This is a genomic window from Bradyrhizobium sp. 14AA, assembly GCF_054185205.1.
On record NZ_JAVAYM010000024.1, the window covers coordinates 1 to 24,054 of the forward strand.

27 protein-coding genes are annotated in these 24,054 nt (G+C 65.3%); 12 read left to right on the plus strand and 15 right to left on the minus strand.

Translation table 11 applies throughout. The features are described 5' to 3' along the window. Positions 1-123 precede the first annotated feature (123 nt). From RAD15_RS33350 to RAD15_RS33390, 9 genes are all read right to left on the minus strand, one after another. The gene (locus RAD15_RS33350; protein WP_458182756.1) at positions 124-879 is read right to left on the minus strand and encodes a siderophore-interacting protein; all 756 of its coding nucleotides are present in this window, start codon (positions 877-879) and stop codon (positions 124-126) included. Positions 880-917: 38 nt separating this feature from the next. Next, a complete protein-coding gene (locus RAD15_RS33355) occupies positions 918-1,610 on the minus strand; it encodes an O-methyltransferase (protein WP_458182757.1) in 693 nt (230 codons plus the stop codon). Positions 1,611-1,717: 107 nt separating this feature from the next. Further along, positions 1,718-2,542: an AraC family transcriptional regulator gene (locus RAD15_RS33360; protein WP_458182759.1), complete on the minus strand. Its 825-nt coding sequence runs from the start codon at positions 2,540-2,542 to the stop codon at positions 1,718-1,720. A 320-nt stretch (positions 2,543-2,862) separates the two neighbouring features. Next, positions 2,863-3,699: a transporter substrate-binding domain-containing protein gene (locus RAD15_RS33365; RefSeq protein WP_458182760.1), complete on the minus strand. Its 837-nt coding sequence runs from the start codon at positions 3,697-3,699 to the stop codon at positions 2,863-2,865. Positions 3,700-3,770: 71 nt separating this feature from the next. Further along, positions 3,771-4,253 carry a MaoC family dehydratase gene (locus RAD15_RS33370; RefSeq protein ID WP_458182761.1) on the minus strand — a complete coding sequence of 161 codons (483 nt, stop codon included), beginning with the start codon at positions 4,251-4,253 and terminating at the stop codon, positions 3,771-3,773. A gap of 8 nt (positions 4,254-4,261) precedes the next feature. Beyond that, the gene (locus RAD15_RS33375; RefSeq protein WP_458182763.1) at positions 4,262-5,845 is read right to left on the minus strand and encodes an acyl CoA:acetate/3-ketoacid CoA transferase; all 1,584 of its coding nucleotides are present in this window, start codon (positions 5,843-5,845) and stop codon (positions 4,262-4,264) included. 16 nt (positions 5,846-5,861) lie between these two features. Further along, positions 5,862-7,004, minus strand: coding sequence for an acyl-CoA dehydrogenase family protein (locus tag RAD15_RS33380; RefSeq protein WP_458182765.1), 1,143 nt, complete (start codon positions 7,002-7,004; stop codon positions 5,862-5,864). 12 nt (positions 7,005-7,016) lie between these two features. Then, on the minus strand, positions 7,017-7,385 hold the full coding sequence (locus tag RAD15_RS33385; RefSeq protein ID WP_458182767.1) for a tautomerase family protein: 369 nt from the start codon (positions 7,383-7,385) through the stop codon (positions 7,017-7,019). A 3-nt stretch (positions 7,386-7,388) separates the two neighbouring features. Then, the gene (locus RAD15_RS33390; protein WP_458182768.1) at positions 7,389-8,474 is read right to left on the minus strand and encodes a LacI family DNA-binding transcriptional regulator; all 1,086 of its coding nucleotides are present in this window, start codon (positions 8,472-8,474) and stop codon (positions 7,389-7,391) included. Positions 8,475-8,658: 184 nt separating this feature from the next. On the opposite strand from RAD15_RS33390, the gene dapA reads away from it, so the two are divergent. The 11 genes from dapA to RAD15_RS33445 all read left to right on the plus strand — a co-directional run bounded on the left by dapA (position 8,659) and on the right by RAD15_RS33445 (position 17,506). Further along, positions 8,659-9,567 carry a 4-hydroxy-tetrahydrodipicolinate synthase gene (dapA, locus tag RAD15_RS33395; RefSeq protein ID WP_458182963.1) on the plus strand — a complete coding sequence of 303 codons (909 nt, stop codon included), beginning with the start codon at positions 8,659-8,661 and terminating at the stop codon, positions 9,565-9,567. A gap of 15 nt (positions 9,568-9,582) precedes the next feature. Continuing rightward, positions 9,583-10,773: a CaiB/BaiF CoA transferase family protein gene (locus RAD15_RS33400; protein WP_458182769.1), complete on the plus strand. Its 1,191-nt coding sequence runs from the start codon at positions 9,583-9,585 to the stop codon at positions 10,771-10,773. Next, on the plus strand, positions 10,770-11,933 hold the full coding sequence (locus RAD15_RS33405; protein ID WP_458182770.1) for an acyl-CoA dehydrogenase family protein: 1,164 nt from the start codon (positions 10,770-10,772) through the stop codon (positions 11,931-11,933). The genes RAD15_RS33400 and RAD15_RS33405 overlap by 4 nt, the downstream gene beginning before the upstream one ends. A gap of 10 nt (positions 11,934-11,943) precedes the next feature. Next, positions 11,944-12,351, plus strand: coding sequence for a MaoC/PaaZ C-terminal domain-containing protein (locus tag RAD15_RS33410; RefSeq protein WP_458182771.1), 408 nt, complete (start codon positions 11,944-11,946; stop codon positions 12,349-12,351). 3 nt (positions 12,352-12,354) lie between these two features. Beyond that, entirely contained in the window at positions 12,355-12,786 is a 432-nt protein-coding gene (locus RAD15_RS33415) for a MaoC family dehydratase (RefSeq protein ID WP_011086090.1), read from the plus strand. Then, on the plus strand, positions 12,783-13,733 hold the full coding sequence (locus RAD15_RS33420) for a dihydrodipicolinate synthase family protein (RefSeq protein WP_458182773.1): 951 nt from the start codon (positions 12,783-12,785) through the stop codon (positions 13,731-13,733). The genes RAD15_RS33415 and RAD15_RS33420 overlap by 4 nt, the downstream gene beginning before the upstream one ends. 16 nt (positions 13,734-13,749) lie before the next feature. Then, positions 13,750-14,052, plus strand: a complete 303-nt coding sequence (locus RAD15_RS33425; RefSeq protein ID WP_458182775.1) for a hypothetical protein — start codon at positions 13,750-13,752, stop codon at positions 14,050-14,052. 121 nt (positions 14,053-14,173) lie between these two features. Next, positions 14,174-15,010, plus strand: a complete 837-nt coding sequence (locus RAD15_RS33430; RefSeq protein ID WP_458182776.1) for an ABC transporter substrate-binding protein — start codon at positions 14,174-14,176, stop codon at positions 15,008-15,010. 19 nt (positions 15,011-15,029) lie between these two features. Continuing rightward, a complete protein-coding gene (locus RAD15_RS33435; RefSeq protein ID WP_458182778.1) occupies positions 15,030-15,761 on the plus strand; it encodes an amino acid ABC transporter permease in 732 nt (243 codons plus the stop codon). Then, positions 15,758-16,558, plus strand: a complete 801-nt coding sequence (locus RAD15_RS33440) for an amino acid ABC transporter ATP-binding protein (protein ID WP_458182779.1) — start codon at positions 15,758-15,760, stop codon at positions 16,556-16,558. Before RAD15_RS33435 ends, RAD15_RS33440 begins: the two co-directional genes overlap by 4 nt. A gap of 18 nt (positions 16,559-16,576) precedes the next feature. Then, complete coding sequence (locus RAD15_RS33445; protein ID WP_458182781.1) at positions 16,577-17,506, plus strand: dihydrodipicolinate synthase family protein; 930 nt, start codon at positions 16,577-16,579, stop codon at positions 17,504-17,506. Here RAD15_RS33445 and RAD15_RS33450 read toward each other — a convergent pair. The 6 genes from RAD15_RS33450 to RAD15_RS33475 are packed head-to-tail and all read right to left on the minus strand — an operon-like array spanning position 17,503 to position 23,058. Beyond that, positions 17,503-18,807 (minus strand): LLM class flavin-dependent oxidoreductase, encoded by a 1,305-nt coding sequence (locus RAD15_RS33450; RefSeq protein WP_458182783.1) that lies wholly within the window; start codon positions 18,805-18,807, stop codon positions 17,503-17,505. The genes RAD15_RS33445 and RAD15_RS33450 overlap by 4 nt on opposite strands. Positions 18,808-18,811: 4 nt before the next feature. Next, the gene (locus RAD15_RS33455) at positions 18,812-19,570 is read right to left on the minus strand and encodes an ABC transporter permease (RefSeq protein WP_458182785.1); all 759 of its coding nucleotides are present in this window, start codon (positions 19,568-19,570) and stop codon (positions 18,812-18,814) included. After that, complete coding sequence (locus RAD15_RS33460; RefSeq protein WP_458182787.1) at positions 19,567-20,382, minus strand: ABC transporter permease; 816 nt, start codon at positions 20,380-20,382, stop codon at positions 19,567-19,569. Before RAD15_RS33460 ends, RAD15_RS33455 begins: the two co-directional genes overlap by 4 nt. After that, positions 20,379-21,395, minus strand: coding sequence for an ABC transporter substrate-binding protein (locus RAD15_RS33465; RefSeq protein ID WP_458182789.1), 1,017 nt, complete (start codon positions 21,393-21,395; stop codon positions 20,379-20,381). Before RAD15_RS33465 ends, RAD15_RS33460 begins: the two co-directional genes overlap by 4 nt. 23 nt (positions 21,396-21,418) lie before the next feature. Next, positions 21,419-22,198 carry a class II aldolase/adducin family protein gene (locus RAD15_RS33470; RefSeq protein ID WP_458182791.1) on the minus strand — a complete coding sequence of 260 codons (780 nt, stop codon included), beginning with the start codon at positions 22,196-22,198 and terminating at the stop codon, positions 21,419-21,421. Further along, positions 22,195-23,058 (minus strand): ABC transporter ATP-binding protein, encoded by an 864-nt coding sequence (locus RAD15_RS33475; RefSeq protein WP_458182792.1) that lies wholly within the window; start codon positions 23,056-23,058, stop codon positions 22,195-22,197. Before RAD15_RS33475 ends, RAD15_RS33470 begins: the two co-directional genes overlap by 4 nt. Positions 23,059-23,361: 303 nt before the next feature. Between RAD15_RS33475 and RAD15_RS33480 the strand changes: the two genes are divergently transcribed. Then, positions 23,362-24,000, plus strand: a complete 639-nt coding sequence (locus RAD15_RS33480) for a GntR family transcriptional regulator (protein ID WP_458182794.1) — start codon at positions 23,362-23,364, stop codon at positions 23,998-24,000. Positions 24,001-24,054 lie beyond the last annotated feature (54 nt).

Sequence of the window (24,054 nt, forward strand, 5' to 3'; positions counted from 1 at the left end):
TCCTCGCCCATTGCGCCTCGGTCAGCTCATATCGCTTCGCCGCCATCATCTGCTCCGTGTCGAATCACGGAACTCTATGAATCAGCGATCAAACCACTTGGGAATCCTGAATGTCGATCGGCCCTAGGCCAATCCGGTCTTGCCCGGCGCCCAATAGGCTTTGGTTTTCATCCGCGACGATGGGACGCCGGCGGCTTTCAGGGCGCGACCGACGCGCTGGATTGACGATGCCTTGCCGGTCAGGATGACATGCGCGTTGCTTGCGGCCAAGTGGACCATCTCGGTTTCGACGCTTGCCAGATGGACGTCCTCCGCGCGGCGCGCAATCAGCGTCGCCTGGCCCAGCCCGACCGCCTCCAGCACCGGGCGCGCCTCGACGACGTCGGAGGTCTCGAACAGGTAAGTCACGTCGTCGAGCCGTGAGCTGTTGCGGAGCGCCACGGCCAGACCAAAGGACGTTTCATCGCCGAACAACACGGTCGGCGATTCCAGACCGGAGAGTTCGAGCGAGCGCCGCGGACCGAAGAACTGGCAGGTGTCGCCTTGGCGCAAGCTGCTCGCCCATCGGCTACCCGGGCCGTCGCCGTGCACGAACGTGAGTAGTCGCGTCTTGCCGCTCCCAGGGGCCCACGAGATCGGTGTGTAGGTCCGCGCGCTCAGGTTTGAACCCATGGTGATCTGGATCTTCTGGCCGGCCGACCATGCGGCGCTTGCGAGCGCTTCGCCTTCGAGGTCAATGAGCCGGTAGTGCGGCGAAAGTGTCTCCACGCCAGCGATGCGCGCCGAACGCATCAGCCATCGCAACAGCATCTGCGTAACCCGTCCCTGAGGGACGGGCGGTGGCTCGGGGCTTTGCGGCCGGTGGCCAGGTTCGTTCAAGGCTGTGCTCCTGTCGCTCAGGGTTGCCGACGCGCTGATCACCTGGTCCTTATGGTCAGCTCATTGCCGCGCCCCGGATGGAACGGCAGCGGCAGCGAAAGATAGCCATTCTGCGGATCGCGCACGTAGTCGAGATAGCCCGCGCCTTCCGCAAACGCGTTCTCGCCAACGATCACTGCGCCGCGCTTCAAGTGCGGTTCGAGAAGCTTCAGGACGGGAAGATAGAGCGTGAAGGCGCCGTCGAGCATCACCATGTCGATGTCGCCGCCGACGCCGGCCTTGAGGGTTTCGCGCGCGTCGCCAGCGCGAAGCTCGACCAGATCACCAAGTCCGGCGGCGATGAGGTTCGCCCGCGCCCGCGCGATCTTGCCGGGCTCGAGATCGGTCCCGATCAGGCGACCCCCGCCCGTGTCGCGCAAGGCGGCGGCCATGTAGATGGCGGAAATCCCCATCGAAGAGCCAAACTCCACGATGCGCATGGCCTTGCAGGCGCGGGCGCAGAGGTAGAGAAATCGTCCGAATTCGGGAGGGACGCTCAGGAAGTTGTCCGCGAGCCCGCGATAGACTCCGGCGAGATCGCTGGTCTCGGCTTCGATGAACCGGCTGATGGTGCTCTGATGATCGCTCGGCTCGCTCATCTGAGCTTGCATCAGCGACGCGTCGGCTGCCTCCGCTTCCTGATGAAGACGAAGGAGGACGTCGGCGACAAGACCGCTGCTGAGGGAATCCATCTTTTTCGACTCCGGAACAAGCGCCCGCGGGCGGGCCCTGGAGCCTGAATACGAGATCGCTGTTCCGTCCGCATTCCGCGAACGCGACAATCGCTTGCGATTTCCGGTCAATGCGCAGCGAAGCGGCGTTCTGCCAGATACCGCGCCGGCGGCTTGCCCAGCGCCTTGCGGAACATGGTGACGAAGGCACTCGCGCCTTCGTAGCCGAGATCGAGCGCTACGGCCTGGACCGACGCGCCCTGGTCGAGCCGCTGGAGCGCGATCAGGATGTGCAGCCGCTGGCGCCAGCGGCCAAAGCTCATGCCGGTCTCGCGTTGCAGGATGCGCGTCAAGGTCCTTGGGGCGACTGCCATGCGCCGGCCCCAATCCTCGATCGTCGCGCGGTCGGAGGGATCGGCCATCATCGCGCTCGCGATCCTGCGCAACCTGGCGTCGGCCGGCATGGGGAAGCGCAGCTCTTCGACCGGCGCCAGTGACAGCTGGTCGAGCAGCACCGTAGCGATCCGGCCGTCGGCGCCATCGACATCATACAGGGCCGGCATGTGCGTGGCGTGCACCAGCAAACGCTCCTGCAAGGGCGAGATCGTCAGCGTGCAACATTGCCGGGGTAACGCGGGCGCCGCATCCGGCTCGACGAACAGGCAATAGAGCTCGACATCCCCGGCGACATTCACGCTATGCGGAACGTTGCCGGGAATCCAAACCGCGCAGCGCGGCGGCACGATCCAGACGTCCTGCCCGGCCTCCAACCTGACCAGCCCGCGCAAGATCAGCACAAGCTCGTCCTTCCGATGCGCGTGCGTGGCCACCTCCGTGCCCTTCGTGACCATCTCGCCGCCGAAGGCGGCGATGAGGCGCGGCACGTCCTCCGGATTGAAATCTATGGTGTCGTCGGGGCGAAGGTCGCCGTCGTTGAGCCGGAAAAAGGGCATGGTGGGCGGATGGTCGATCCGGATACGATTGACTGGACCCGGCCAATATCTAGTTCGCGACCGCGACTTTCAACACGGCGAGCCCGAATCTCGATCGGTTCTAACCGGGCAGGGCGCTGCGCTAAGCTAACCCCACCGGCGCTCGTGCCCCGGACGCGGCGCAGCGCTTCTTCAGCGGTGCGCTGCAGAGCCGGGGCCCATCTCACCGCAAATCCCCTGGTTGCCATCTGGGTCCTGGCTCTGCGCCGCAACGCCAAGGCGTTGCAGCGCGTCCGGGACACGAGAGTGTGCGCTTCGCGAAATCTAAGCGCGCGCGTCCCTCAATTCGTCGGCCCGTCGCCGCGGATGACGAACGCCGTCGCCTTCAGCTTGGTCATGCCGAACTTGTCGAACAGCTTGTCATAGGTGCCGTCGGCGCGGATTGCGGTCAGCGCGTCGGCTGCGGCCTGGGCGAGCAGCTTGTCGCGGAAGGCGAAGGTGATGTCGGTGCCGGCGATGTCGCGGACCCAGATCTTTGCGATGCCCTTCTGCTCCAGCGAATTCGCGGTTTCGTTGATGTTGAGCGCCGCCTCGAGCTGGCCGGCGCGCAGCGCCGCCGAGGTCGCGGTCACCGTGGCGAAGGTGCGCAGCTCGACCGGCTTGAGGCCCTTAGCCTCCATCGCCGTGCTGAACTCGCGCGCCTTGCGCTCGGTGTAGGTCGCCGATTCCACGCCCACGACGCGGCCGGCGAGATCCTCGAATTTCTCCAGCTTCAGGCTGGAGGACGGATCGGTGTAGATGCTGATCGCCTGCTGCGCGTAAGGCACGAGGTAGAGCATCTTCGAGCGCTCCTCGGTCCAGAACAGGCCGGTGTTGATGGCATCGAAGCGGCCGGAGCGCAGCGCCGGGATCATCGGCGGGAAGTCCATGCGTAGGAACACCGCCTCGACGCAGATGCGCTTGGCGATCTCCCGGGCGAGCTCGACATTGAGCCCCTGGAGCTCACCCTTGTCGTCGACGAATTGCTGCGGCGGCAGCGTCGGGTTGATCGACATCTGCCATTTCGGTGCTTCGATCAGGCTCGAGGCCGGCACTTTTGGCGTGCAGGTCTGGGCGCCGGCGGCCTGCGTCAGGCCGACCAGAAGGACGAGGGCGGAGAAGGTCTTGGGAAATCGCATCTGAATACTCCGATCAAATCGTGGGTGGCAGAGGAGCCGTTCTCCGGTCCGACGTCTTCTTCATTGTCTCGTCATGTGGCCGCCCTTGCGTCGGCGTGCCGGGTCAGGATCAGCGAGATGTGGCGCGCCGCGGTCACCACCTCGTCGCGCTGGTTGAGGAGGTCGAGGGTCTCGACGACGATGCCGCGCTCGGGGTTTTTTGTCGGCCGCTTCTCGACGAAGCGGAAGCGGACGCGCAAGCGGTCGCCGGCGACGATGGGTCCCTTGAACTTCACCTCGTCCCAGCCGAGTGAGGCGACCGAGGTCTCCTCGTACAGCTTCAGCTCCGACTTCAGCCCTTCCATCAGCGACAGGCCGAACAGCCCGTGGCCGATTACCGCTGGGAAGCCGCGCGAGCGTGCATAGGAGCTGTCGAGATGGAGCGGGTGGTGATCGCGCGTGACGTCGGCAAAGACCGCGATGTCGGCTGCGGTCACGGTGTGAACGGCGGTCTCGAACTCTGCGCCGAGCGCGATGTCCTCGTAACGTAGATTGATCGGGGCGCTCGTGTCCATGTTGATCCTCAGGCGACCTTGCGCGGCCGCGCCGGCAGGGCGTTGAAGGCTTGCGCGATCCCCATCGGCCCCGACCGGAAGATGCGCGGGTCCATGTCCTTCAATTGCGGGCTGATGCGCGGCTTGAAGCCCATATGGGCGAGGATATCCTCCTCCAGGCGGACGCCCGGCGCGATCTCGGTCAGGGTCACGCTGCCGTTCTCGAGCTCGAACACGGCGCGCTCGGTGATGTAGCTGACGTGCTGGCCGCGTTGCGTCGCGAGCGTCGCGCTGAAGCTGATCTGGCCAACCTCAGGCACGAACTTGCGGAAGGCGCCGTCGCGCCGGATCGCGAGGCGGCCGTTTTCGACGCCGATGTCGAACTTGCCGCCGGTCATGGTGCCGCTGAAGATCAGCCGTTTGGCGTTCTGGGTGATGTCGATGAAGCCGCCGGAGCCGTCGCGGCGCTCGCCGAAGCGGGTGACGTTGACGTTGCCGGCTTCGTCCACCTCGGCGAAGGAGAGGAAGGCGCAGGAGAGGCCGCCGCCATCGTAGAAGTCGAACTGATAGGCCTGGTCGAGAATGACGCGCGGGTTGATGGCGGTGCCGAATTCGCGCGCATGCCCGGGCACGCCGCCGACCACGCCGGACTCGACCGTCAGCGTGATCAGGTCGGAGATGCCTTCTTCTGCCGCGACATTGGGGATCATCGCGGAGATGCCGACGCCGAGATTGACGACGTCGCGCGGGCGCAGCTCGAAGGCGGCGCGGCGGGCGATCACCCGCCGCTCGGTGAGCGGATCGGGCGTGATCATCGCCACCGGCACGCGCGTCTCGCCGCAGCGCGCGGGGTCATGGGTGGTGCCGTAGGTCTGCATCTGCTCGGGCTCGAGCACGATATGGTCGATCAGGAAACCGGGGATCTTCACCATCTGCGGATGGATCGAGCCGCGCTTCACGATGCGCTTGACCTGGCAGATCACGGTGCCGCCGGCATTGTGCACGGCCTGCGCGATCGAGAGATCCTCGCGCGTGGTGCCCTCGTGCTCCATGCTGATATAGCCGTCCTCATCGGCAGAGGTGCCGCGGATGATGGCGACATCGGGCGGGGCGGGCACGCGGTAGAGCAGCCACGACTGGCCGTGCAGCTCGAGCAGGTCGACCAGCGGCGCTGTCGTCCGCTTGTTCATGCGGCCGCCGTCCTGGCGCGGGTCCATGTAGGTGTTGAGGCCGACATGGGTGAGCACGCCAGGGTGCTTCGCGGCCATCGCGCGGCAGAGCTGGCTCATCACGCCTTGCGGGAAATTGTAGGCGTCGATCAGCTCGTCGCGGACGAGGCGCATGAACGGCACTTGAAGCCCGAAATTGCCGCCGATCACGCGCGCGATCATGCCTTCATGGGCGAGATGGCAGAGACCCTTCTCGGTCACGGCGCCCACGCCGGTGATGTTGATCAGCGTCAGATTGTGCGGGCCCTGGCCGCCGAGGAAACGCTGTTCCAGCGCGTCGAGGATGGCTTCGGCGGCGCCCGTGCCGCCATTGCCGCCGACGATCAGCGTGTCGGCGTCGCGAATGAGGGCGGCGGCCTCTGCCGCCGTGATGATGCTCAGCATGAGCGCGCGCGTCCCATCACGCAGCTTCCTTCTCGACCTGGCGGGCAATGATCAGCCGCTGGATCTGGTTGGTGCCCTCGTAGATCTGGGCGAGGCGGACGTCGCGGAAGATGCGCTCGATGCGGTATTCGCGCGAATAGCCATTGCCGCCATGGATCTGGAGCGCGTTGGAGACGTGCTTCATCGCCATGTCGGTGGTGAACAGTTTGGCCTGCGCCGCCTCCTTGGCGATCGGCTCGCCGGCATCGTGCAGCCGCGCGGCGTGGTGGATCAGCAGGCGCGCAGCCGCGATGTCGGTCGACATGTCCGCGAGCATGAACTGCACCGCCTGGAAGCCGATGATCGCCTGGCCGAACTGCTTGCGGTCCTTTGCATAGGCGGTGGCGTCCTCGAACGCGGCCTGCGCCATGCCAAGCGCCATCGAGGCCATCATCAGCCTGCTGAAGTTGAAATTGCTCATGGCCATCTTGAAGGCCTGGTTCTCCGGCCCCATCACGCTGTCGGCGGGGAGGCGCACGTCGGAGAAGGTGATCTGGCAGTCGTCGAGGCCGTGCATGCCGAGCAGCTCCTCGTTCTTGCCGCGGGCGATGCCGGGCAGGGCGCCGTCGACGAGGAGACAGGAGATGGCGCGATGGCCCGCATCCGCGCCGGTACGCGCGAACACCATGATGTGGTCGGCGACGCCGCCGAGCGTCACCCAGGCCTTGGTGCCGTTGAGGCGCCAGCCATTGCCCTCGCGGACCGCGTTGGTGCGGATGCCCGCGACGTCGGAGCCATGGTCGGGCTCGGAGACGGCCGTGGCGGGGATGATGTCGCCGCTCAGGATCTTGGGGATCAGCGCCTTGTGCGCGTCTGTGCCGTGATGATCGAAGAACAGCACCGCCTCGACGGGAATCGCGAAGGCATTGGCGACCGCGCCGGAGCAGCGCGCCAGTTCCTCCATCGCGATGCAGGCCGCGACCGCATCGAGACCGGCGCCGCCGGCGCCTTCGCGCAGGCAGATGCCGAACAGGCCGAGATCGGCCATGCCCTTGTAGAGCGTGCGGTCGAAGCGGTCCTCACGATCGATCGCGGCCGCGCGCGGCAGGATCTCCGCTTCGGCGAAGCGCCGGGCAGTCTCGCGCAGGGCTTTCTGGTCTTGGCTATAGAAGCGGTCCATGGCTTGCTCCCGTCAGTCGCTGGCGAGCTTGGAATCGTGGGAGACTTCGCTGCGGTCGCGATCGAGGAAATAGACCGCGACGTCGTCACCCGGCACGCCATAGGCGTTGCAGACGCTGCGGGTCAGCGCGATGGCGGCGGCGCGACGCTCGGCCTCGCTGCGACGGAAGGCATGCACCTTGAGCAGAATGCGCTGGCCGGCATCCTGGACACCGAATGTGCCGGCGTGGGCGTAGTCGTCGGACGAGATCGGGAGGAAGTAGAGGGTGACCGTATCGGCGGTCACGCCGAAGGCCGACATCAGGCCGTCGGTCACGGACCGCGCCAAAGCGGCCTTGCGCTGGTTTGGGACTTGCGGGGCGAGCACTTCGACATAGGGCATCGATCAGACCTTCGCGGATTTGGCCGCAGATGATTTGGATGAAGACGATTTGGACTTCGCGGATTTCGCAGGGATCGGGGCGTCGATCTGGCGGCAGGAGTCGCGCTTGATCAGCCGGGCGCCGACGCGATATTCGCGGACGCCGTCATTGCCGTTGGTTTTCGCGTCCATGCGATGCAGCAGCCGGTCGACGGCGAGATTGGCAAGATCCCGCGCGCCGTTGTCGACGATGCTGATAGCAGGGCGATGCCATTCGAACCACGGCATGTCCTCGTAGCAGAGCAGCGACAGATCCTGGGGAATCGCGATGTTCCGCTCTGCCGTCACGCGCAGCACGCCGAGTGTCGCTTCGTGGTTGGCCACGAAGATGGCGCTGGGCGGGCGCTGGAGGTCGAGCAGCTTGCGGCAGCCCGTCGCGCCCGTCTCAGGCTCAAAATGGCCGGTATGAATCAATGTGTCGTCCTTGGCGATGCCGGCCTCGCGCAGCGCGCGGACATAGCCGGAGAGGCGCTCGCGGCCCGACGTGGTGTCCTGACGGCCGACGATCAGCCCGATGCGCCTGTGCCCGAGCTCGATCAGATGGCGCGTGCCCAGATAAGCGCCCTGCGGATCGTCCGCGAGCACGGTCTCGAGATCGGTCGCGTCGTCGCGGCGCACCAGGCAGACGATGGGCACGTCCTTGGAGAGCGCCTTGAGCTGCGGGCCGTTCTTGCCGGTGGGCACCACGATCAGCCCGTCGATGCGATGGTCGACCAGCGTGGTGAGGGTATCGCTCTCCTGCTGCGGATCGTCGCCGCCGATGCACAGAAGCATCTGATAACCCAGCGCCTTCAGGCGCGCCTGCACCACTTCGGCCATCACCTGGAACGAGGCGTTGGTGAGATTGTGGACGAGAAGCGCCACGAGTCGCGACTGTCCGGTCTTGAGGCCCCGCGCAATCGGGTTCGGCCGATAGCCGAGCTCGCGCGCGATGCGCACCAGGCGCTGCTGCGTTCGCTCGCTGGTCAGGCCGGTTCCCGTCAGCGCTCGGGAAGCAGTGCTGACTGAAACGCGGGCCGCCTGTGCCACATCTTTGAGCGTGACGCTCATCAAACCTGCCGATAGACTGCAAACGATTGCAGAAACGCTATGAGCTTATTCCGCGCGGATCAAGCTCAAAAAATGGATGGTGTTGCCCAATGCAGAGCCATTTATGCAAACGATTGCATAAAGCGTGCGGATATTCCGCAGGCGGCATCCATCACTTGAATTCCCCCGAACACCCGGCAGTTCCCTGATGAAGACGTTTCGCGGCACCTATACCGTCATGATCACCCCGTTCACGGCAGCGGGCGAGGTCGATGTCGCGGCGTTGCGCGCCTTCGTGGACTGGCAGATCGCGGAAGGCATTCACGGGTTGATCCCGCTCGGCTCGACCGGGGAGTTCCTGTCCATGGACGATGACGAGAAGGCGCTCGTTGCCGAGGTCGTTATCACTCAGGCCGCGGGGCGCGTGCCCGTGCTGATCGGCACCGGCGCGGAGGATACGCGCGAGGTGGTGCGCCTCAGCCGCCGTGCCGAAAAACTGGGCGCCGACGGCGTGATGATCATTCCGCCGTTCTATTCGACGCCGACCGACGACGAGCTCGTGCATCACTACAAGACGGTGGCGGATGCTATCGCGCTGCCGATCATGCTCTACAACAATCCGGCGACCGCCAACGTCGATCTAAAGCCAAGGCTGGTGGCGCGCATCGCCGAGATCGACAACTGTCTCTACATCAAGGAGTCGACGCTGGAGGTGACGCGCGTGCGCGACATCATCCGCCTCTGCGGCGACAAGATGACCGTGTTCGGCGGCATCCTCGGCTTCGAATCCTTCGTCGAGGGCGCGCAGGGCTGGGTGGCCGTGGCCTCCAACGTAGTGCCGTCGGAGATGGCCCGCATCTTCAGCCTCGTCGCCGACCACGGCGCGATCAGGGAAGCGCGCGAGCTCTATCTCAAATATTTGCCGGTGATCGAATTCGTCGGTGGCCAGGCCTACGTCGCCGGCAGCAAGGCGTTGCTCGGCCATATGGGCTTTGCGGTCGGCCATCCGCGTCCACCGCGGCTGCCCTTGCCGGCAGCACGGGACGCCGTGGCCCGTGCGCTGGTCGAGACTTTCGACCTGACCTGGCGTGGTGCGTCCAACGAAGCTGCCTAGGTCAGGAGTGCCCCCGTGAATCTGCTCGAAGGCGTCAAGATCCTCAGCTTCAATCACTATCTCGCAGGGCCGCTGGCTGCGCAGACGCTGGCCGATCTCGGCGCCGATGTCATCGCGATCGAGCCGATCGAGGGCGCGTTTCAGCGCAATTGGGCGGTCGCCAATCACTTCGTCGCGGGCGACAGCGTCAATCATCTGGCGACCGGGCGCAACAAGCGCAGCATCGCGGTTGATCTCAAGCATCCCGACGGCATTGCCGCAGTGAAGAAGCTGGTGGAAACCGCCGATGTCGTGATGGAGAATTTCAGGCCTGGCACGATGGCCAAGCTCGGCCTCGGCTACGACACGCTTAGGGCGATCAACCCCGGCCTGATCTATGCGGTCGCGACCGGCTTCGGATCGGACGGGCCCTACAAGGATCGTCCGGGCCAGGATCTCCTGCTCCAGGCGATGTCGGGGCTTGCGATGCGGACCGGACGCGCCGACGGCGAGCCGACCGCGGTCGGCGCCGTCATCGTCGATCAGCACGCGGCCTCGCTTTATGCGATGAGCATTCTCGCGGCGCTGTTTGCAAGAACCAAGACCGGGAAGGGCCAGCTCGTCGAGGTCAACCTTTATCAGGCCGCGCTCGATCTCCAGGTCGAGCCGCTGACCGCCTGGCTCAACGGCGCGCCGTCGCCGGCGCCGCGCGGGCCGGCCGGCATCGCGGCGTGGTTCAGCCCCGGTCCCTACGGCATTCACGCGACGGCCGACGGCCATCTCGCGATTTCCATGGCGTCGCCCAAGGCGCTCGCGGTCGCGCTCGACTGCGAAGAGCTGAAGCAATTCGGCGACACCGACAGTTTTTCGAAGCGCGAAGAGATCACCGGGATCGTTGCGGCCCGGCTGAAGCAGAAGTCGACGGCCGACTGGTTGCCCTCGCTTGAGGCAGCGCGCATCTGGCACGCGCCGGTGCAGGATTATCGCGATCTCGTAGCCGATCCTCAGCTCAACCATCTCGGCGTGTTCAAGTCCGCCGAGAGTGCAGGGGGCGCGCCGATCCGCATGGTCGCCCATCCCGCGCGCTATGACGGCCGGACGCCGGAGGTGCGGCTGGTGCCGCAAAGGTTGGGTGCGCAGACCCGCGAGGTGCTCGGCGAGATCGGCTACGGCGCTGCCGACATCGACGCCATGGTCGCCGGCAAGGCCGTCGGAGTGGCGCGATGATCGACTTTTCAATCCCTGAGGATACGCGCCTGCTGGTCGACACCGTGCGCCGCTTCGTCGAGACGGAAGTGCAGCCGCTCGAGGATGTGGTGGAGCAGACCGCCAGGGTGCCGGCCGACGCGCTGGCGATCACCAAGGCCAAGGCGCAGAAGCTCGGCCTCTACGCGATGAACATGCCGGCGGATGTCGGCGGCGGCGGGCTAACTTGCGTCGAGCATTGCCTGGTCGAGGAAGAGTTCGGCAAGACGTCGGATGCCCTGATCCGCCGCGTGTTCGGCCAAGTCTATCCCATGCTGATGGCCTGCAAGGGCGATCAGGTCGAGCGCTATCTGCTGCCCACAGTGAAGGGCGACAAAATCTGCGCCATGGCGATCACCGAGCCGGGCGCCGGTTCCGACGCGGCGTCGATCAGCACGACGGCTCATCTCGATGGCGATATGTGGGTGCTCAACGGCACCAAACACTTCATCAGCGACGGCGACATCGCCGACTATGTGATCCTGATGGCGCTGACCGACAAGGACAAGCGGGCGCGGGGCGGCATCACGCTGTTCCTGGTCGACCGGGCTACGGCCGGCTTCAAGGTCGCGCGCACCCAGCCGATGATGGGCCACCGCGGCTACGGCCATGCCGAACTCACGTTCGAGGATTGCCGCATTCCGAGGGCGGCCGTGCTCGGCGAGGTCGGCGGCGGCTTCAAGCTGATCATGCAGAGCGTGCTGCAGATCCGTCTCGCCCATATCGGCGCGCGCGCCGTCGGCATGGCGCAGCGCGCGCTGGAGATGATGCGCAGGCATGCCGGCGAGCGACGCCAGTTCGGCCAGCTGATCGGCGAGTTCCAGATGGTGCAAAAGCTGATCGCCGATTCCGCCACCGAGATCTTCGGCGTCAAGATGATGGTGATGAACGCCGCCTGGGACATCGATCAGGGCCGCGATGCGCGTGACAAGGTCTCGATGATCAAGGTCGCGGCGTCCGAGATGCAGGGCCGCGTGGTCGACGGCGCCATCCAGGTGTTCGGCGGCATGGGGTTCAGCAAGGACCTGCCGCTGGAGCGCATGTACCGTGATGCCCGCGTCACCCGCATCTATGACGGCACCTCCGAAATCCACCGCATGCTGGTCGCGCGCAGCACCATCAAGAACGGCTTGCAGCTCTAGGGAACGCTTCATGTCTCATGCTCCTCTCCAGCCCGGCGCCGCCTTTGCGTTCCGCAAGACCATGACGGTCGCCGAGCAGGCGATGTTCACCGGCATCAGCGGCAATCTCGGCGGTCTCTATGTCGATGCCGTCCGCGCCAAAAAGGCGGGCGCCTCCAACATGGTCGCGTTCGAGCTTGCCGTCGGCGGCCTCGCAACGACCTGCCTCAGCCAGCTCGGCGGACCGACGCGGCGGATCGGCAGCATCGCGCTGAATTTCGCCGCGCCCGTGATCGTCGGCGAGTCCGTCGAGGCCAGGGCCGAGATCGTTTCTGTCGCCGGCGATGATGCGGTCTGCCGCGTCACCTGCACGCTGTCGCCCTCGGGAGCGACCGTGGTGGACGGCACCGCAACGCTGGTTCCGTTCGCGAAGGGCTGAGCCATGTACGAGCCAAAGTCCTTCGACGATCTCAAGGTCAACGACAGGGTCAGCCTCAGCAAGACCATCACCGAGGCGGATGGTGCGCTCTACATTGCCGCCACCGGCGATTTTGGCCCCGTCCATGTCGACGAGGTCTATGCGGGCGCGACGCGCTTCGGCCGCAGGCTCGCGCCGGGGATCATGGTCGCGGGTCTCTGCACCAGCATTCTCACCAGCGAGCTTGTCGGTACGATCGGCGTGTCGGTGGAGGATCGGTTCTGGTTCACCGGCCCGGTGTTCTATGGCGACACGCTCACTTTCGATGTCTGGATTGCCGAGCAGCACGACGAGACCCGGACCATCATCTGGGAGGCAAGCGCCCGCAACGAGGGCGGCCTCGAAGTGCTGAAGGCGCGGGCGAGCCTGAAATTCCCACGGCGGAAACCATCATGAGCAAGCCGATGACAGAACCGGACCTGCGTGGCGTCACGGTCGCAACCGTGCTGCCATTCAAGGACAACCTGTCGATCGACTGGAACGGCTATGCCCGTGTGCTCGACTATTGCGCCTGCCCGGACGGGATCGCGGCCGTGTTCGTCAACGGCCATGCCGGCGAGGGCGGTTCGCTCTCGGACGACGAGCGGCAGGCGGTGATCGAGCGGACGCGCAGGCATATCGGCGGCAAGCCGCTGCTGGCAGGCATCATCGCCCATTCCACCGCTGAGGCGATCCATCAGGCGCAGCTTGCGGAAGCTGCCGGCGCCGATTGCGCCGTGTTGTTCCCGCCCGCGCCGCTCGGCGGCGGTGCATCGGCGACCTCGCGCGCGCCGCTGGCTTTCGTGCAGGCGGTCAGCTCCGCGATCGGAATTCCGGTGTCGATCTTCCAGTATCCGTTGGCGTCCGGCTTTGGCTATTCGCCGGAGACGCTGGCGAAGATCGCGGCGCTCGAGAGCGTCATTGCGATCAAGGAAGGCAGCGATACCATGCTGGCCTATGACGAGAACCGTCGTGCGGTGAAGCAGGCCGACCCGTCGGTTGTGATCCTGCCGTCCAACTTCAACTGGTTCCTGCCGCAGCTGGCCGTCGGCGGCGACGGCATTCTGTCCGGCCTCGTCAGCCTTGCGCCGGATCTGTTCGCCGCGCTGTGGCAGGCTGCGCTTGCCGACGATCTAAAGGCGATGCGCGCGGTCAACGAGCGGCTCTATCCGATCGTCCGGGCGATCTACGGCCCGGCGCCGATCATGGACATGCACACGCGCATGAAAGTCGGGCTGAAGGCGCTCGGCTTGATCGAGAACGCCGATCCGCGATCGCCGCTGCTGCCGGTTTTGCCTGCGCTCTGCGACGTCATTGCAACGACGGTCGGCGCGGCGCGTGCGGCCGGCGACATCCGCACTTAGCATGAGGGGCGAAGCCATGGCGGACGAAGCCTTCATCCACATCGTGCGGGTCGACATCGATCCCGAGCACGAGGCTGCGTTCAACGCCTGGTACGAGCAGAAACATTTTCCCGATCTGCTCGCCTGTCCCGGCTGGCTCTCGGCACAGCGCTTCGTCTCGGTCGGCGACGGGCCGAAATACGCCGCCATGTACGAGGTCGCGGGACGGTGGGCGTTCGAGACGCCGGAGTTCCTGAAGGTGAAGGGCTTTGGTCCGTTCGAATCCCTGGTGAAGAATTTCATGCGCATCCAGCTCAGGCCGATGTCGGCACCGGCTTAGGTGGATCGAGGACGATGATGCCTGCCATGTCGCGAGATCGGGCCGGCCGCATCCAAGAAACGTTGAGGGGAATTCACGGCGAGGGACTGCATCGGTCATTGGCGTCTTACTGGAGGTATCCATGGTCTCGACACTGTTTCGCTTGAGTGCGGCCGCAGCACTCGTTCTCGCATCCACGGCGGTGCATGCCGCCTGTACGCCCGCGATCATCGACGACAATCTGATTGCGCCCGGCAAATTGCAGCTCTCCATCAACCCGACCAATCCGCCGCAGCAATTCGTCGACAAGGACGGTCAGTTGCAGGGCCTCAACGTGGAACTCGCCGCCGAGCTCGGCAAGCGGTTGTGTCTTCCGGTCGAACTCGTCCGGATGGATTTCCCGGCGATGATTCCCGCGCTCAACGCAGCCCGCATCGACGGCATCGACACTGGCATGTTCTGGACCGAGGAACGTTCCAAGCTGATGTACATGGTGCCGTACGCCATTCAGGCGATTTCGGTGGTGGTTGCTCCCGACAGCGGCATAAAAATTGCTACCGAGAACGATCTGATCGGGAAATCGTCCGCTGTCGAGGTCAGCAGCTACCAGATGAACTGGCTCAAGAAGCTCAGCGATGCGAGCGTGGCGAAAGGTGGTACGGCCGTCGAGATGCGGACGTTCCCCACCGCCACCAACGTCGTCAGCGCGCTGCTTGCCGGCCAGGTCGATAACGCCTTGCTGGTCGACAGCGTGGCACGCGATCTCACCGGCCGGGGCCGCGTCAAGGAAGTGCTGAGCGGGCTCGGCACCGCGCGCACGACGCTCGGCTTCCGCAACAAGGTGGTGGTCGATGCGGTCGTCAAGGCACTCAACGCGATGCGGGCCGATGGCAGTTACCAGGCGCTGTTCGACAAATTCGGCCTGACCAGCATGCCTGCCGACCAGCCGCTTGCGATCGCCGGCCCCGGTCCGGCCTGATATCTACGGAGACGAGCCGATGAGCCATTTCAGTCCGACGGCCGCCGTCAACTACTTCTTCAACTACTTCCTGATGAAGGGGGTGCTCGTCACCATCGGCTTGACGGTGGCGGCCGTCATCGGCGGATTGATCCTCGGCATGGGCATCGCATTGATGCGCATGTCGTCCAATCCCGTGCTGTCAGGCGCCTCGCGGTTCTACATCTGGTTCTTCCGCGGTACGCCGCTGCTGATCCAACTGGTGGTGATCTACAGCGGCTTGCCGCAGCTGGGCATCAAGTTCAGCGTGATCACCTGCGCGCTCGTCGGCCTGATCCTCAACGAGGCGGCCTATCTCGCCGAGATCGTGCGGAGCGGCTTCATGGCCGTCTCGGCCGGGCAGCGGGAGGCCGCCTGGGCCCTCAGCCTGTCGCCCTGGGTGACGTTCCGCCGCGTGACCTTGCCGCAGGCGTTCCGGCTGATGATCCCGCCGCTCGGCAATTCGATCAATTCGCTGTTGAAGGCGACTTCGCTCGCCTCCGTGATCTCCGTCGAGGAGCTGATGCGCCGCAGTGACATGCTGATGCAGGAGCACTTCCAGATCCTCGAGGTCTATGCGGCCGCAACGGCGTATTACCTGATCCTGACCTCGGTCTGGGATGCGGTTCAGCGGCGGCTGGAGAAGCATTTCGGTCGATCGAGTGCCGCGAAAACCAGGCGGGTCGCAGCGAGCGCGCCGGTCGTGCAGGCGAGCGTGGAGGCCCGCGCATGAGTGAGGCATCGATGAATATGGATGGCGGCGCCGAGGGTGCGACGATGCAGCCGCAGTTGCGCGAGGTTCCAGCGGTTCGCATGGAGGCCGTCTACAAGCACTATGGCGATTTCACCGCGTTGAACGAGGTCGATCTCAAGGTCGCCAAGGGCGAGAAGATCGTGGTCTGCGGTCCCTCCGGCTCGGGCAAGTCGACGCTCATTCGCTGCATCAACCACATCGAGAAGCACGACGAGGGCCTGATCTACGTCAACGGCGTCGAGCTCGATCGCCAGCGCAAGAACATCGATGCCGTCAGGCGCGACACCGGCATGGTGTTCCAGAGTTTTAATCTGTTTCCGCACATGACCGTGCTGGAAAATTGCATCCTGGCACCGATGACCGTGAATGGCTTGAGTGAGGCCGAGGCCAAGGACCTCGCCATGCATTTCCTCACCAAGGTCCGGATTCCGGACCAGGCGGAGAAATTCCCCGGGCAGCTCTCCGGTGGGCAGCAGCAGCGCGTTGCGATCGCGCGTGCGCTGTGCATGCGTCCCAAGATCATGCTGTTCGACGAGCCGACCTCGGCGCTCGACCCGGAAATGGTCAAGGAGGTGCTGGAGACCATGAAGAAGCTCGCGGAAGAGGGCATGACCATGCTGTGCGTGACCCACGAGATGGGCTTTGCCCGCGAGGTCGCGGACCGCATCGTGTTCATGAACGAGGGCAAGGTGGTCGAGCAGGCCGCGCCGGAGGAGTTCTTCAAGCATCCGAAGTCGGAGCGGGCGCGGACGTTCCTCGACCAGATCATTCACTAGTCGGCGATGTCGGCGGAGATGCGGACATTCAGCGATCGCCTGCGCGGCATCCACGCCGCCACCATCGTGCCGATGACGCCCGATTTTAGGATCGATGAGGCGCAGCTCGGAGCGCATCTCAACTCGGTTGCCTCCACGCCCGGCATCAACGGGCTCCTGGTCAACGGCCACGCCGGCGAGAACTTCGTGCTGTCGCTGGCCGAGAAGCGGCGCGTGGTGGAGCTTGCGCGCCAGCACGCGCCGAAGGACTGCCTGATCGTCTCCGGGGTCAATCATGAATCGAGCCTGGAGGCGGCGTGCGAGGCGGCCGCGCTGGAGCAGGCGGGTGCGGACGGGCTGCTGGTGTTTCCGCCCAACAGTTGGGCGCTCGGCCATGCCGATGATTGCGTCATCGAGCATCACCGCCGCATCCGCGATGCGACGGCCGGGCCCTTGATGCTCTACGCTGCACCCGTCGGCGCGGGCGCGATGGCCTATGGGCCGCCGCTGCTGACGCAGCTCGTCGCCGACCCTCGCTTCGTCGCGATCAAGGAGGGTAGCTGGGAGGTCGCGACTTACGAACAGAATCTCAGGCTGATCCGCAAGCTGCGCCCCGAATTCGTCGTGCTCGGTTCGGGCGACGAGCATTTGCTGACGAGCTATCTGGTCGGCTCGGCCGGCAGCCAGGTCAGCTTGGCCTGTGTCGTGCCGGAGCTTGTGGTCGGCCTCTGGACTGCCGCCGAGGCAGGCGATTGGGAGCGGGCGCGCGCCGCGCATGAAAAGCTGTATCCACTGGCGGTCGCGATCTATCGCGACCCGCCCGGAGGACGCGCGACCGTGCGGCTCAAGGCCTGCCTGAAGCTGCTCGGGCGTCTCTCATGCGACGCAGCGCGGCCGCCGCAGCCGCCGGCGACGGCGAACGAGTTGGCGGCACTCGAGCAGGCGTTGCGCTTCGCCGGCGCGCTCTAAGCCTCGAAGAACGGATTCGTCGGCCGCGCGAGTCCGAGATGGTCGCGCAATGTCGTGCCCTCATAGTCCGCACGGAACAGCCCGCGCTCCTGCAGGATCGGCACGACGAGCTCGACAAAGTCCTCGAAGCCCTCATGGAAGTAGGGCGGCATGACGTTGAAGCCGTCGGCGGCATGCTCCTCGAACCAGAGCTGGAGCGTGTCGGCGATGCGCTCGGCCGAGCCGCACAGCACCCAATGGCCGCGGGCGGCGGCGGTGAGATTGTAGAGATCGCGCAGCGTCATGTTCTCGCGCCGGCCCTTGGCGAGCATGACGCTGGCGAAGCTGTGATAGCTGTCCGACGGCGCGATGTCCGGGATCGGCCCGTCGAGATCGTAGGCCGACATGTCGCGCCCGAAGCGGTCTGACAGGATCGCGAGCGCATTGCTGCCGCTGACAAAGCTCTGGAGCACGTTGAGCTTCTCGAACGCCTCCTTGTCGGTGCGGCCGACCACGGGCATCACGCCCGGCAGCACGGTGACATCCTCCGGCCTGCGGCCGCACGCAGGCAGGCGTGTCTTCAGTGACGCGTAGCCGGCCTTGGCTTCGTCGATATCCTGCACCACCGAGAACACGATATCGGCGGTGCGCGCGGCGAGCGCCTGCCCGGCCTCGGAGCCGCCGGCCTGGAGCACGACGGGACGGCCTTGCGGGCTGCGGCCGATGTTCAGCGGACCCTTCACCTTGAAGAATGCGCCGTCATGGTCGATCGGGCGCAGCTTTGCCGGATCGATGTAGAGGCCGTTGCCACGGTCGGCGACGATGGCATCGTCCGCCCAGCCGTCCCACAGGCCCTTGACCACGTCGAGGAACTCGCCCGCCATCTCGTAGCGGCGGGCATGGTCCGGGTGCGTCGTGCCGAAATTCGCGGCCGTCGCCGGATTGGCCGTCGTCACCGCATTCCAAGCCGCGCGGCCCTTGGAGATGTGATCGAGCGAGGCGAACACGCGCGCGACCGAAAACGGATCGCTGTAGGTGGTGGAGACGGTGGCGCCGAGGCCGATATGGCTGGTCGAGGTCGAAAGTGCGGCCAGCATCGTCAGCGGTTCGAGGCGCAGCGTGTAGGACGGATGGGCGGCGGCGTCGGCATAGAGATTGTCGCCCATGAAGATGAGGTCGAACTTGCCGCGCTCGGCGGTGCGGCCGATCTCCTGGATCGCCGCGAAGTCCTGAAAGCTGTCGACCGCACCTGGATAGCGCCAGCCCGCGACGTGGCTGCCGGTGCCGAGGATGAACAATCCGAGATGCATCTGTCGTTTCATGGCGTCATGTCCAGAACAGGATTTTTCTCTCGAGGAGACCGATCAGGCCGAAGAAGGCGAGGCTCGCGGCGGACGCCACGAAGATCGCCGACCACACCTGAACGAAGTCGATCTGGAGCACCGCCTGGTAGATCACCCAGCCGAGCCCGCCATGGGCGCCGAGCATCTCGGTGACGATCGCCACGATGACGCTGCGCACGGTGGAGACGCGCATGCCGGCGAGCAGCAGCGGCAAGGCGGTCGGCAGCCGCAATCGCCAGAGCACGCTGAAGCGGCTCGCGCCAAAACTCTTCATCAGATCGACGGCGGGGCGGTCGACGCGGTCGAGCCCGGCCAGCATCGACAGCAGGACGGTGAAGCTCACCGCCATCGCCACCATCACGATCTTGGAGCTGACACCGATGCCGAACCAGAGCAGGATCAGCGGCGAATAACCGACCACGGGCACCGAATTGATCGCGGTCGCCAGCGGCAGGATGGCGCTGCGCAACGCCGGCACCAGGGCGATGGCGACGGCAAGGCCGATGCCGATCAGGCAGCCGAGCCCGTAGCCGGCCAGCGCCTCGAGCAGGGTGTAGCCGGCGGCATCGGCCAGCGTCGCGCGCTTCGACCAGAGGCCCGCGACGATGTCGCTGACGGCGGGCAGGACATAGGCCGGCAGATGCAGTCCGCGCGCCGCGCCTTCCCAGCATGCGATCAGGAGGACGGCGCCGAGAATGCCGCGCTGGACGGCGAGCGAGGGAGAGGCGGGCGCACGGCTCATTGCTCGGCGCTCCAGAACACCAGCCGCCGCTCGACCGCGGCGACGACCGCATAGAAGCCCGTGCCGAGCAGGGCCGCGGCGAGCAGGGCGCCCCAGATCGCCACGACGTTCTCCGTGAACATGGCCTGGAGCAGCAGCACGCCGAGCCCGGTGGTGTCGCCGAACCATTCGCCGACGATGGCGCCGACGAGACTTAGCGAAGCCGCGAGCCGCAACGCCACAAAGATTTGTGGCAGCGCGGTCGGAAGCTGTAGGCGGAGCAGGAGCTGGCGGTTAGAGGCGCCAAAGCTGCGCATCAGGGCGACCTGCTTGGGATCGACGGTCTCGAGGCCCAGCAGCGTGTTCACCGTCACCGGGAAGAAGGTCAGGTAGAATGCGATGATCGCCTTGGCGAGCAGCGTGTTGCCGAACCACAGCACCACCAGCGCGCCAAAGGCGATGACCGGAATGGTCTGCGACACCACGAAGATCGGAAACACCATCTCGCGCAGCGCGCGGACGCGGAAGAACAGGATGCCCATGAGCACGCCGAAGGCGCCGCCGGACGCAAAGCCGATCAATGTTTCGGCGAGGGTGCGAAGGAAGCCGTCGACATAGGCGCGGGGCGTCGCCGCCATCGCCATCAGGATCGTGCTGAGGCGCGGCAGATAATAGGGCCGGATGCCGAACAGCAGCACCGCGCCTTCCCAGATCACCGCCGCAATGGTGAGGCCGAGCAGCAGCCGGATCAACTTGCGCAGCGAATCCGGTATGGCCATGGGCCGCGCAGCCGCGCGACGTTCACCCAGCGATGTCGCGGCAGGGCTGCTCACGGCAGCCGGTCCGCCGCCGGGATGCTCTGGATGAAGCTGGCGTCATAGGCGGCCGCGAGATCGACCGGCTTGGAGATCACGCCATACTTCACGAAGAAATCGTGGGCGGTCTTGATCGCATCGGCGTCGATCCAGAACATGCCGTTCTTGGCCGCCGCGCCCGATGTCATCAGGCGCTTCACTTCGGTCAGCATGAACTCCTGCTGCGCGCGGTCGAGGGTCGGAGCTGCCGCCATCACGGTGTCGACGGCGCCCTTGGGATCGGAGAACGCATCCTTCCAGCCCTTCGCCGATGCGCGCAGGAAGGCCGTGACGAGCTCCGGCTTCTCCTTGGCGGTTGTCTCGGCCACGATCAGCGTGTCACGCGGGAAGGTGATGCCGTAATCCTCGGCGACGAAGGTCTTCAAACTGTCCTTCGGCATGCGCGACTGGATGGTGTAGAACTCGTTGTAATAGGTCGCCGTGACGACGTCGACGGAGCCGTCGACGAAGGGCGTCACCGAGACCTGCTGCGGCTGGATCTTGAGCTCATCCGGCTTGATGCCTTCCTTGGCCAGCATGCCGTTCAGCACGTGGTTGGCGCCGGTGAACCAGGTGGTGACGGTCTTGCCCTTGAAGTCCTGGATCGTCTTCACCGGCCCGTCCTTGCGGGTGACGAAGATGAACGGGGTGATCTGATGCGACACCCCGATGCAGACGATCGGCAGTCCCTTGTCGCGGGCGGCGAACACGCTGTCGGTGCCGCCGGACAGACCGAACGTGTCGGCACCGGTTGCGACCAGGTTTTCGGTGAGCAGGTTGGGCCCGCCGGGATTGATGGTGAGGTCGATGCCCTCGGCCTTGTAGTACCCTTTGGCCGCCGCGACGTAGAAACCGGCGAACTGTGCCTGCGGCAGCCATTTCAGGCGCAGGCTTGCCTTCTGCAACTCGGCTGCGGGCGCGGCCGTGACCAGCGAGCCGCTCGCCAGAGCGATGGCGGAGAGGACGGAGAAGGCGTGGCGTCGGCTCAACATGGTCATACTCCAGGCGATGAAAATCAATTGCGGTAAGACGGATCGGTACGGTCGAGCTGGCGCATCAGCGCCGGCCATTCGCGTTCGCCGGGCACGAGGATGTCACCCTGCAATTCCCAGAACTGGCGCGCGGCCTTCTCGCAGACCTCATGCGGCGGCATCACCAGAGTCGCGCCGGCCGCGGCGGCCGCCTGCATCTGGAGCTGGATGCGGGCGGCGCGCTCGAAATAATAGAGCAGCATGAAGGCCTCGCCCGGCGTCCGGCCGACGGTGAGGATGCCGTGGTTGCGCATCAGCAACACCTTGTGCGGGCCGAGATCGCGCACGAGGCGCACCTGCTCGTCGAGGTCGATGGCAACGCCTTCGTAATCGTGGAAGGCCTGGCGATCGTAGAAGCGCATCGCGAACTGGCTGAGCGGCAACAGGCCCTTCTCTTGCCCGGACACCGCAACGCTGGCGTCGGAATGGGTATGCAGCACGCAGGCCGCGTCGTGGTTCGACGCGTGGATCGCGGCATGAATGACGAAAGCGGCGACGTTGACGGCCTGCGGCGTGTCGTCGAGCTTGTTACCCTCAGTGTCGATCTTCACCAGGCTCGACGCCGTGATCTCGTCGAACAGCAGCCCGTAGGGATTGATGAGGAACTGATCGTCGTGGCCGGGCACGCGCAAGGAGATGTGATTGTAGATCAGGTCGTCCATGCCGAGCTTGGCGACCATGCGATAGCAGGCCGCGAGCTTGATGCGGGCCTCCCATTCGGCCGGATCGATCCCGCGCGGTTCTTTTGCTGACATCGCGTTCACTGCGGCTTCTCCTGCGCGATGGAGGATTGGAACGATTTCATGCTTTCCTCCTCGATCGCATCGAGCAGCGTGCGCTTCAGGCCCACGAATTCGGGAGAGGTGACGATCTCGGGTCGGCGCGGGCGGGGGAGATCGACGACCTGTTCGAGCTTCACCGAGCCGGGGCGCGCGGTCATGACCAGCACGCGGTCGCCGAGGAAGATCGCCTCGTCGACGTCATGGGTGATGAAGAGAATGGTGCGGCGGTATTTCTGCCAGACGTCGAGCAGCCAGCGCTGCATCATCGCCCGCGTCAGCGCATCGAGCGCGCCGAACGGTTCGTCCAGCAGCATGAGGTCGCGTTCGAACAGGAAGGTGCGCATCAAGGCGACGCGCTGGCGCATGCCGCCCGACAATTGATTGGGATATTGCTTCTCGAAGCCGGCGAGCCCGAACTCGGGCAGCATCTTCAGCGCCTTGGCACGCGCCTGGTCGCGCGGCATGCCCTCGACTTCGAGCGCGAGGATGGCGTTGTCGACCACGTTGCGCCAGGGAAACAGCAAATCGCGCTGCGGCATGAAAGAGACGCGGCCGAGCAGATCGGCGGCATGGCAGCTCTTGCCCTCGAAGCGCAGGATGCCGCCGGCGTCGGGCTCTTCCAGTCCGGCGACGATATTGAAGAGGGTGCTTTTGCCGCAGCCGCTGGGGCCGACGACGGTGACGAACTCCCCGGGGGCGATGCTCGCCTGGAGTTCCGACAGCGCCGCGACATGACCGAAGGTCTTGTTGATCGCACGCAGTTCGAGCAGTGGCTCAGGCTTGCCGGGCGCCGGCATGGCTTCGGCGGTCGGTCCGGGATTGGGTCGGCGGGCAGCCTGCACCGGGATGTCCTTGTATAATGGCAGCGGCCATTCGCATACGAAAGCGGGCCACGTCGGAATCTACGTAGCAACTCGTGTGCCAGTGCGTTTCCCGCGCAAATCAGGCATAAGACTTGCGAGCTCTGACGCGAATACGTCAGAGCCGAGCGTGTCCAAGGGTCAAAATCGGCCGTTTCGCTGGAAGATGAGCGTCGTTTTGTATACCTATATTGAAGTAAGAGGAACATAATGACGGATACGGGTGCACATGATGGAGGCAAGCGCGCGAAAAATGGGCACGAATCCCTCAGCACGAGCCCCGGTATGACGCTCGCCGAGAGCCTGCGCCAGAAGCTCGAAGGTGCGATTGCGGCGGGGCATCTGGAGCCGGGGAGCCGGCTCGACGAGCAGGAGATTGCCCAGCGCTTCGGCGTCTCGCGCACGCCGGTACGGGAGGCGTTCCGCCTGATGGCCGCCAGCAATCTCGTCGAGCTGCGCGGACGGCAGGGGGCGACGGTCCGCAGCATCAAGGCGCAGGCCCTGATCGAGATGTTCCAGGTCATGGCGGAGCTGGAGGGGCTCTGCGCACGGCTTGCCGCACGGCGCGTCTCGCAGGCCTGGGGAGCTGAAATTGGCGAGATTCACCAACGACTTGTGGCGTCCGGTGCGACCGGCGACATTGACGTCTTCTACGACATCAACCAGGAATTCCACGAAGCAATCTATGAAGCCTCGCGTAATGCGTTCCTCGCCGAGCAGACGCGGAAGCTGCGCAATCAGGTGGCCGCGTATCGTCGCCGGGTGACGCGCATGCCGAACCGGATCGCCGACACCATTCGCGAACATGAGGCAATCATGCAGGCGATCCTGGCCCATGATCCCGAGCGCGCGCACAGCGCCATGCGCGATCATGTCAACCTGCTCGGCGACAACCTGCTGGACTTCCTCGCCGCCTTCGAGTGACCTTCCCGGTCGCTTGGTATGCAAATTGCTAGACCTTGTATATCTAGCTTGCAT

Excerpts from the sequence above, each read along its gene's own strand:
- RAD15_RS33355 (WP_458182757.1), bottom strand. The coding sequence starts at position 1,610 with ATGGATTCCCTCAGCAGCGGTCTTGTCGCCGACGTCCTCCTTCGTCTT.
- RAD15_RS33360 (WP_458182759.1), bottom strand. The coding sequence starts at position 2,542 with ATGCCCTTTTTCCGGCTCAACGACGGCGACCTTCGCCCCGACGACACC.
- RAD15_RS33365 (WP_458182760.1), bottom strand. The coding sequence starts at position 3,699 with ATGCGATTTCCCAAGACCTTCTCCGCCCTCGTCCTTCTGGTCGGCCTG.
- RAD15_RS33370 (WP_458182761.1), bottom strand. The coding sequence starts at position 4,253 with ATGGACACGAGCGCCCCGATCAATCTACGTTACGAGGACATCGCGCTC.
- RAD15_RS33375 (WP_458182763.1), bottom strand. The coding sequence starts at position 5,845 with ATGCTGAGCATCATCACGGCGGCAGAGGCCGCCGCCCTCATTCGCGAC.
- RAD15_RS33380 (WP_458182765.1), bottom strand. The coding sequence starts at position 7,004 with ATGGACCGCTTCTATAGCCAAGACCAGAAAGCCCTGCGCGAGACTGCC.
- RAD15_RS33385 (WP_458182767.1), bottom strand. The coding sequence starts at position 7,385 with ATGCCCTATGTCGAAGTGCTCGCCCCGCAAGTCCCAAACCAGCGCAAG.
- RAD15_RS33390 (WP_458182768.1), bottom strand. The coding sequence starts at position 8,474 with ATGAGCGTCACGCTCAAAGATGTGGCACAGGCGGCCCGCGTTTCAGTC.
- RAD15_RS33405 (WP_458182770.1), top strand. The coding sequence starts at position 10,770 with ATGATCGACTTTTCAATCCCTGAGGATACGCGCCTGCTGGTCGACACC.
- RAD15_RS33410 (WP_458182771.1), top strand. The coding sequence starts at position 11,944 with ATGTCTCATGCTCCTCTCCAGCCCGGCGCCGCCTTTGCGTTCCGCAAG.
- RAD15_RS33415 (WP_011086090.1), top strand. The coding sequence starts at position 12,355 with ATGTACGAGCCAAAGTCCTTCGACGATCTCAAGGTCAACGACAGGGTC.
- RAD15_RS33420 (WP_458182773.1), top strand. The coding sequence starts at position 12,783 with ATGAGCAAGCCGATGACAGAACCGGACCTGCGTGGCGTCACGGTCGCA.
- RAD15_RS33425 (WP_458182775.1), top strand. The coding sequence starts at position 13,750 with ATGGCGGACGAAGCCTTCATCCACATCGTGCGGGTCGACATCGATCCC.
- RAD15_RS33430 (WP_458182776.1), top strand. The coding sequence starts at position 14,174 with ATGGTCTCGACACTGTTTCGCTTGAGTGCGGCCGCAGCACTCGTTCTC.
- RAD15_RS33435 (WP_458182778.1), top strand. The coding sequence starts at position 15,030 with ATGAGCCATTTCAGTCCGACGGCCGCCGTCAACTACTTCTTCAACTAC.
- RAD15_RS33440 (WP_458182779.1), top strand. The coding sequence starts at position 15,758 with ATGAGTGAGGCATCGATGAATATGGATGGCGGCGCCGAGGGTGCGACG.
- RAD15_RS33445 (WP_458182781.1), top strand. The coding sequence starts at position 16,577 with ATGCGGACATTCAGCGATCGCCTGCGCGGCATCCACGCCGCCACCATC.
- RAD15_RS33450 (WP_458182783.1), bottom strand. The coding sequence starts at position 18,807 with ATGAAACGACAGATGCATCTCGGATTGTTCATCCTCGGCACCGGCAGC.
- RAD15_RS33455 (WP_458182785.1), bottom strand. The coding sequence starts at position 19,570 with ATGAGCCGTGCGCCCGCCTCTCCCTCGCTCGCCGTCCAGCGCGGCATT.
- RAD15_RS33465 (WP_458182789.1), bottom strand. The coding sequence starts at position 21,395 with ATGTTGAGCCGACGCCACGCCTTCTCCGTCCTCTCCGCCATCGCTCTG.
- RAD15_RS33480 (WP_458182794.1), top strand. The coding sequence starts at position 23,362 with ATGACGCTCGCCGAGAGCCTGCGCCAGAAGCTCGAAGGTGCGATTGCG.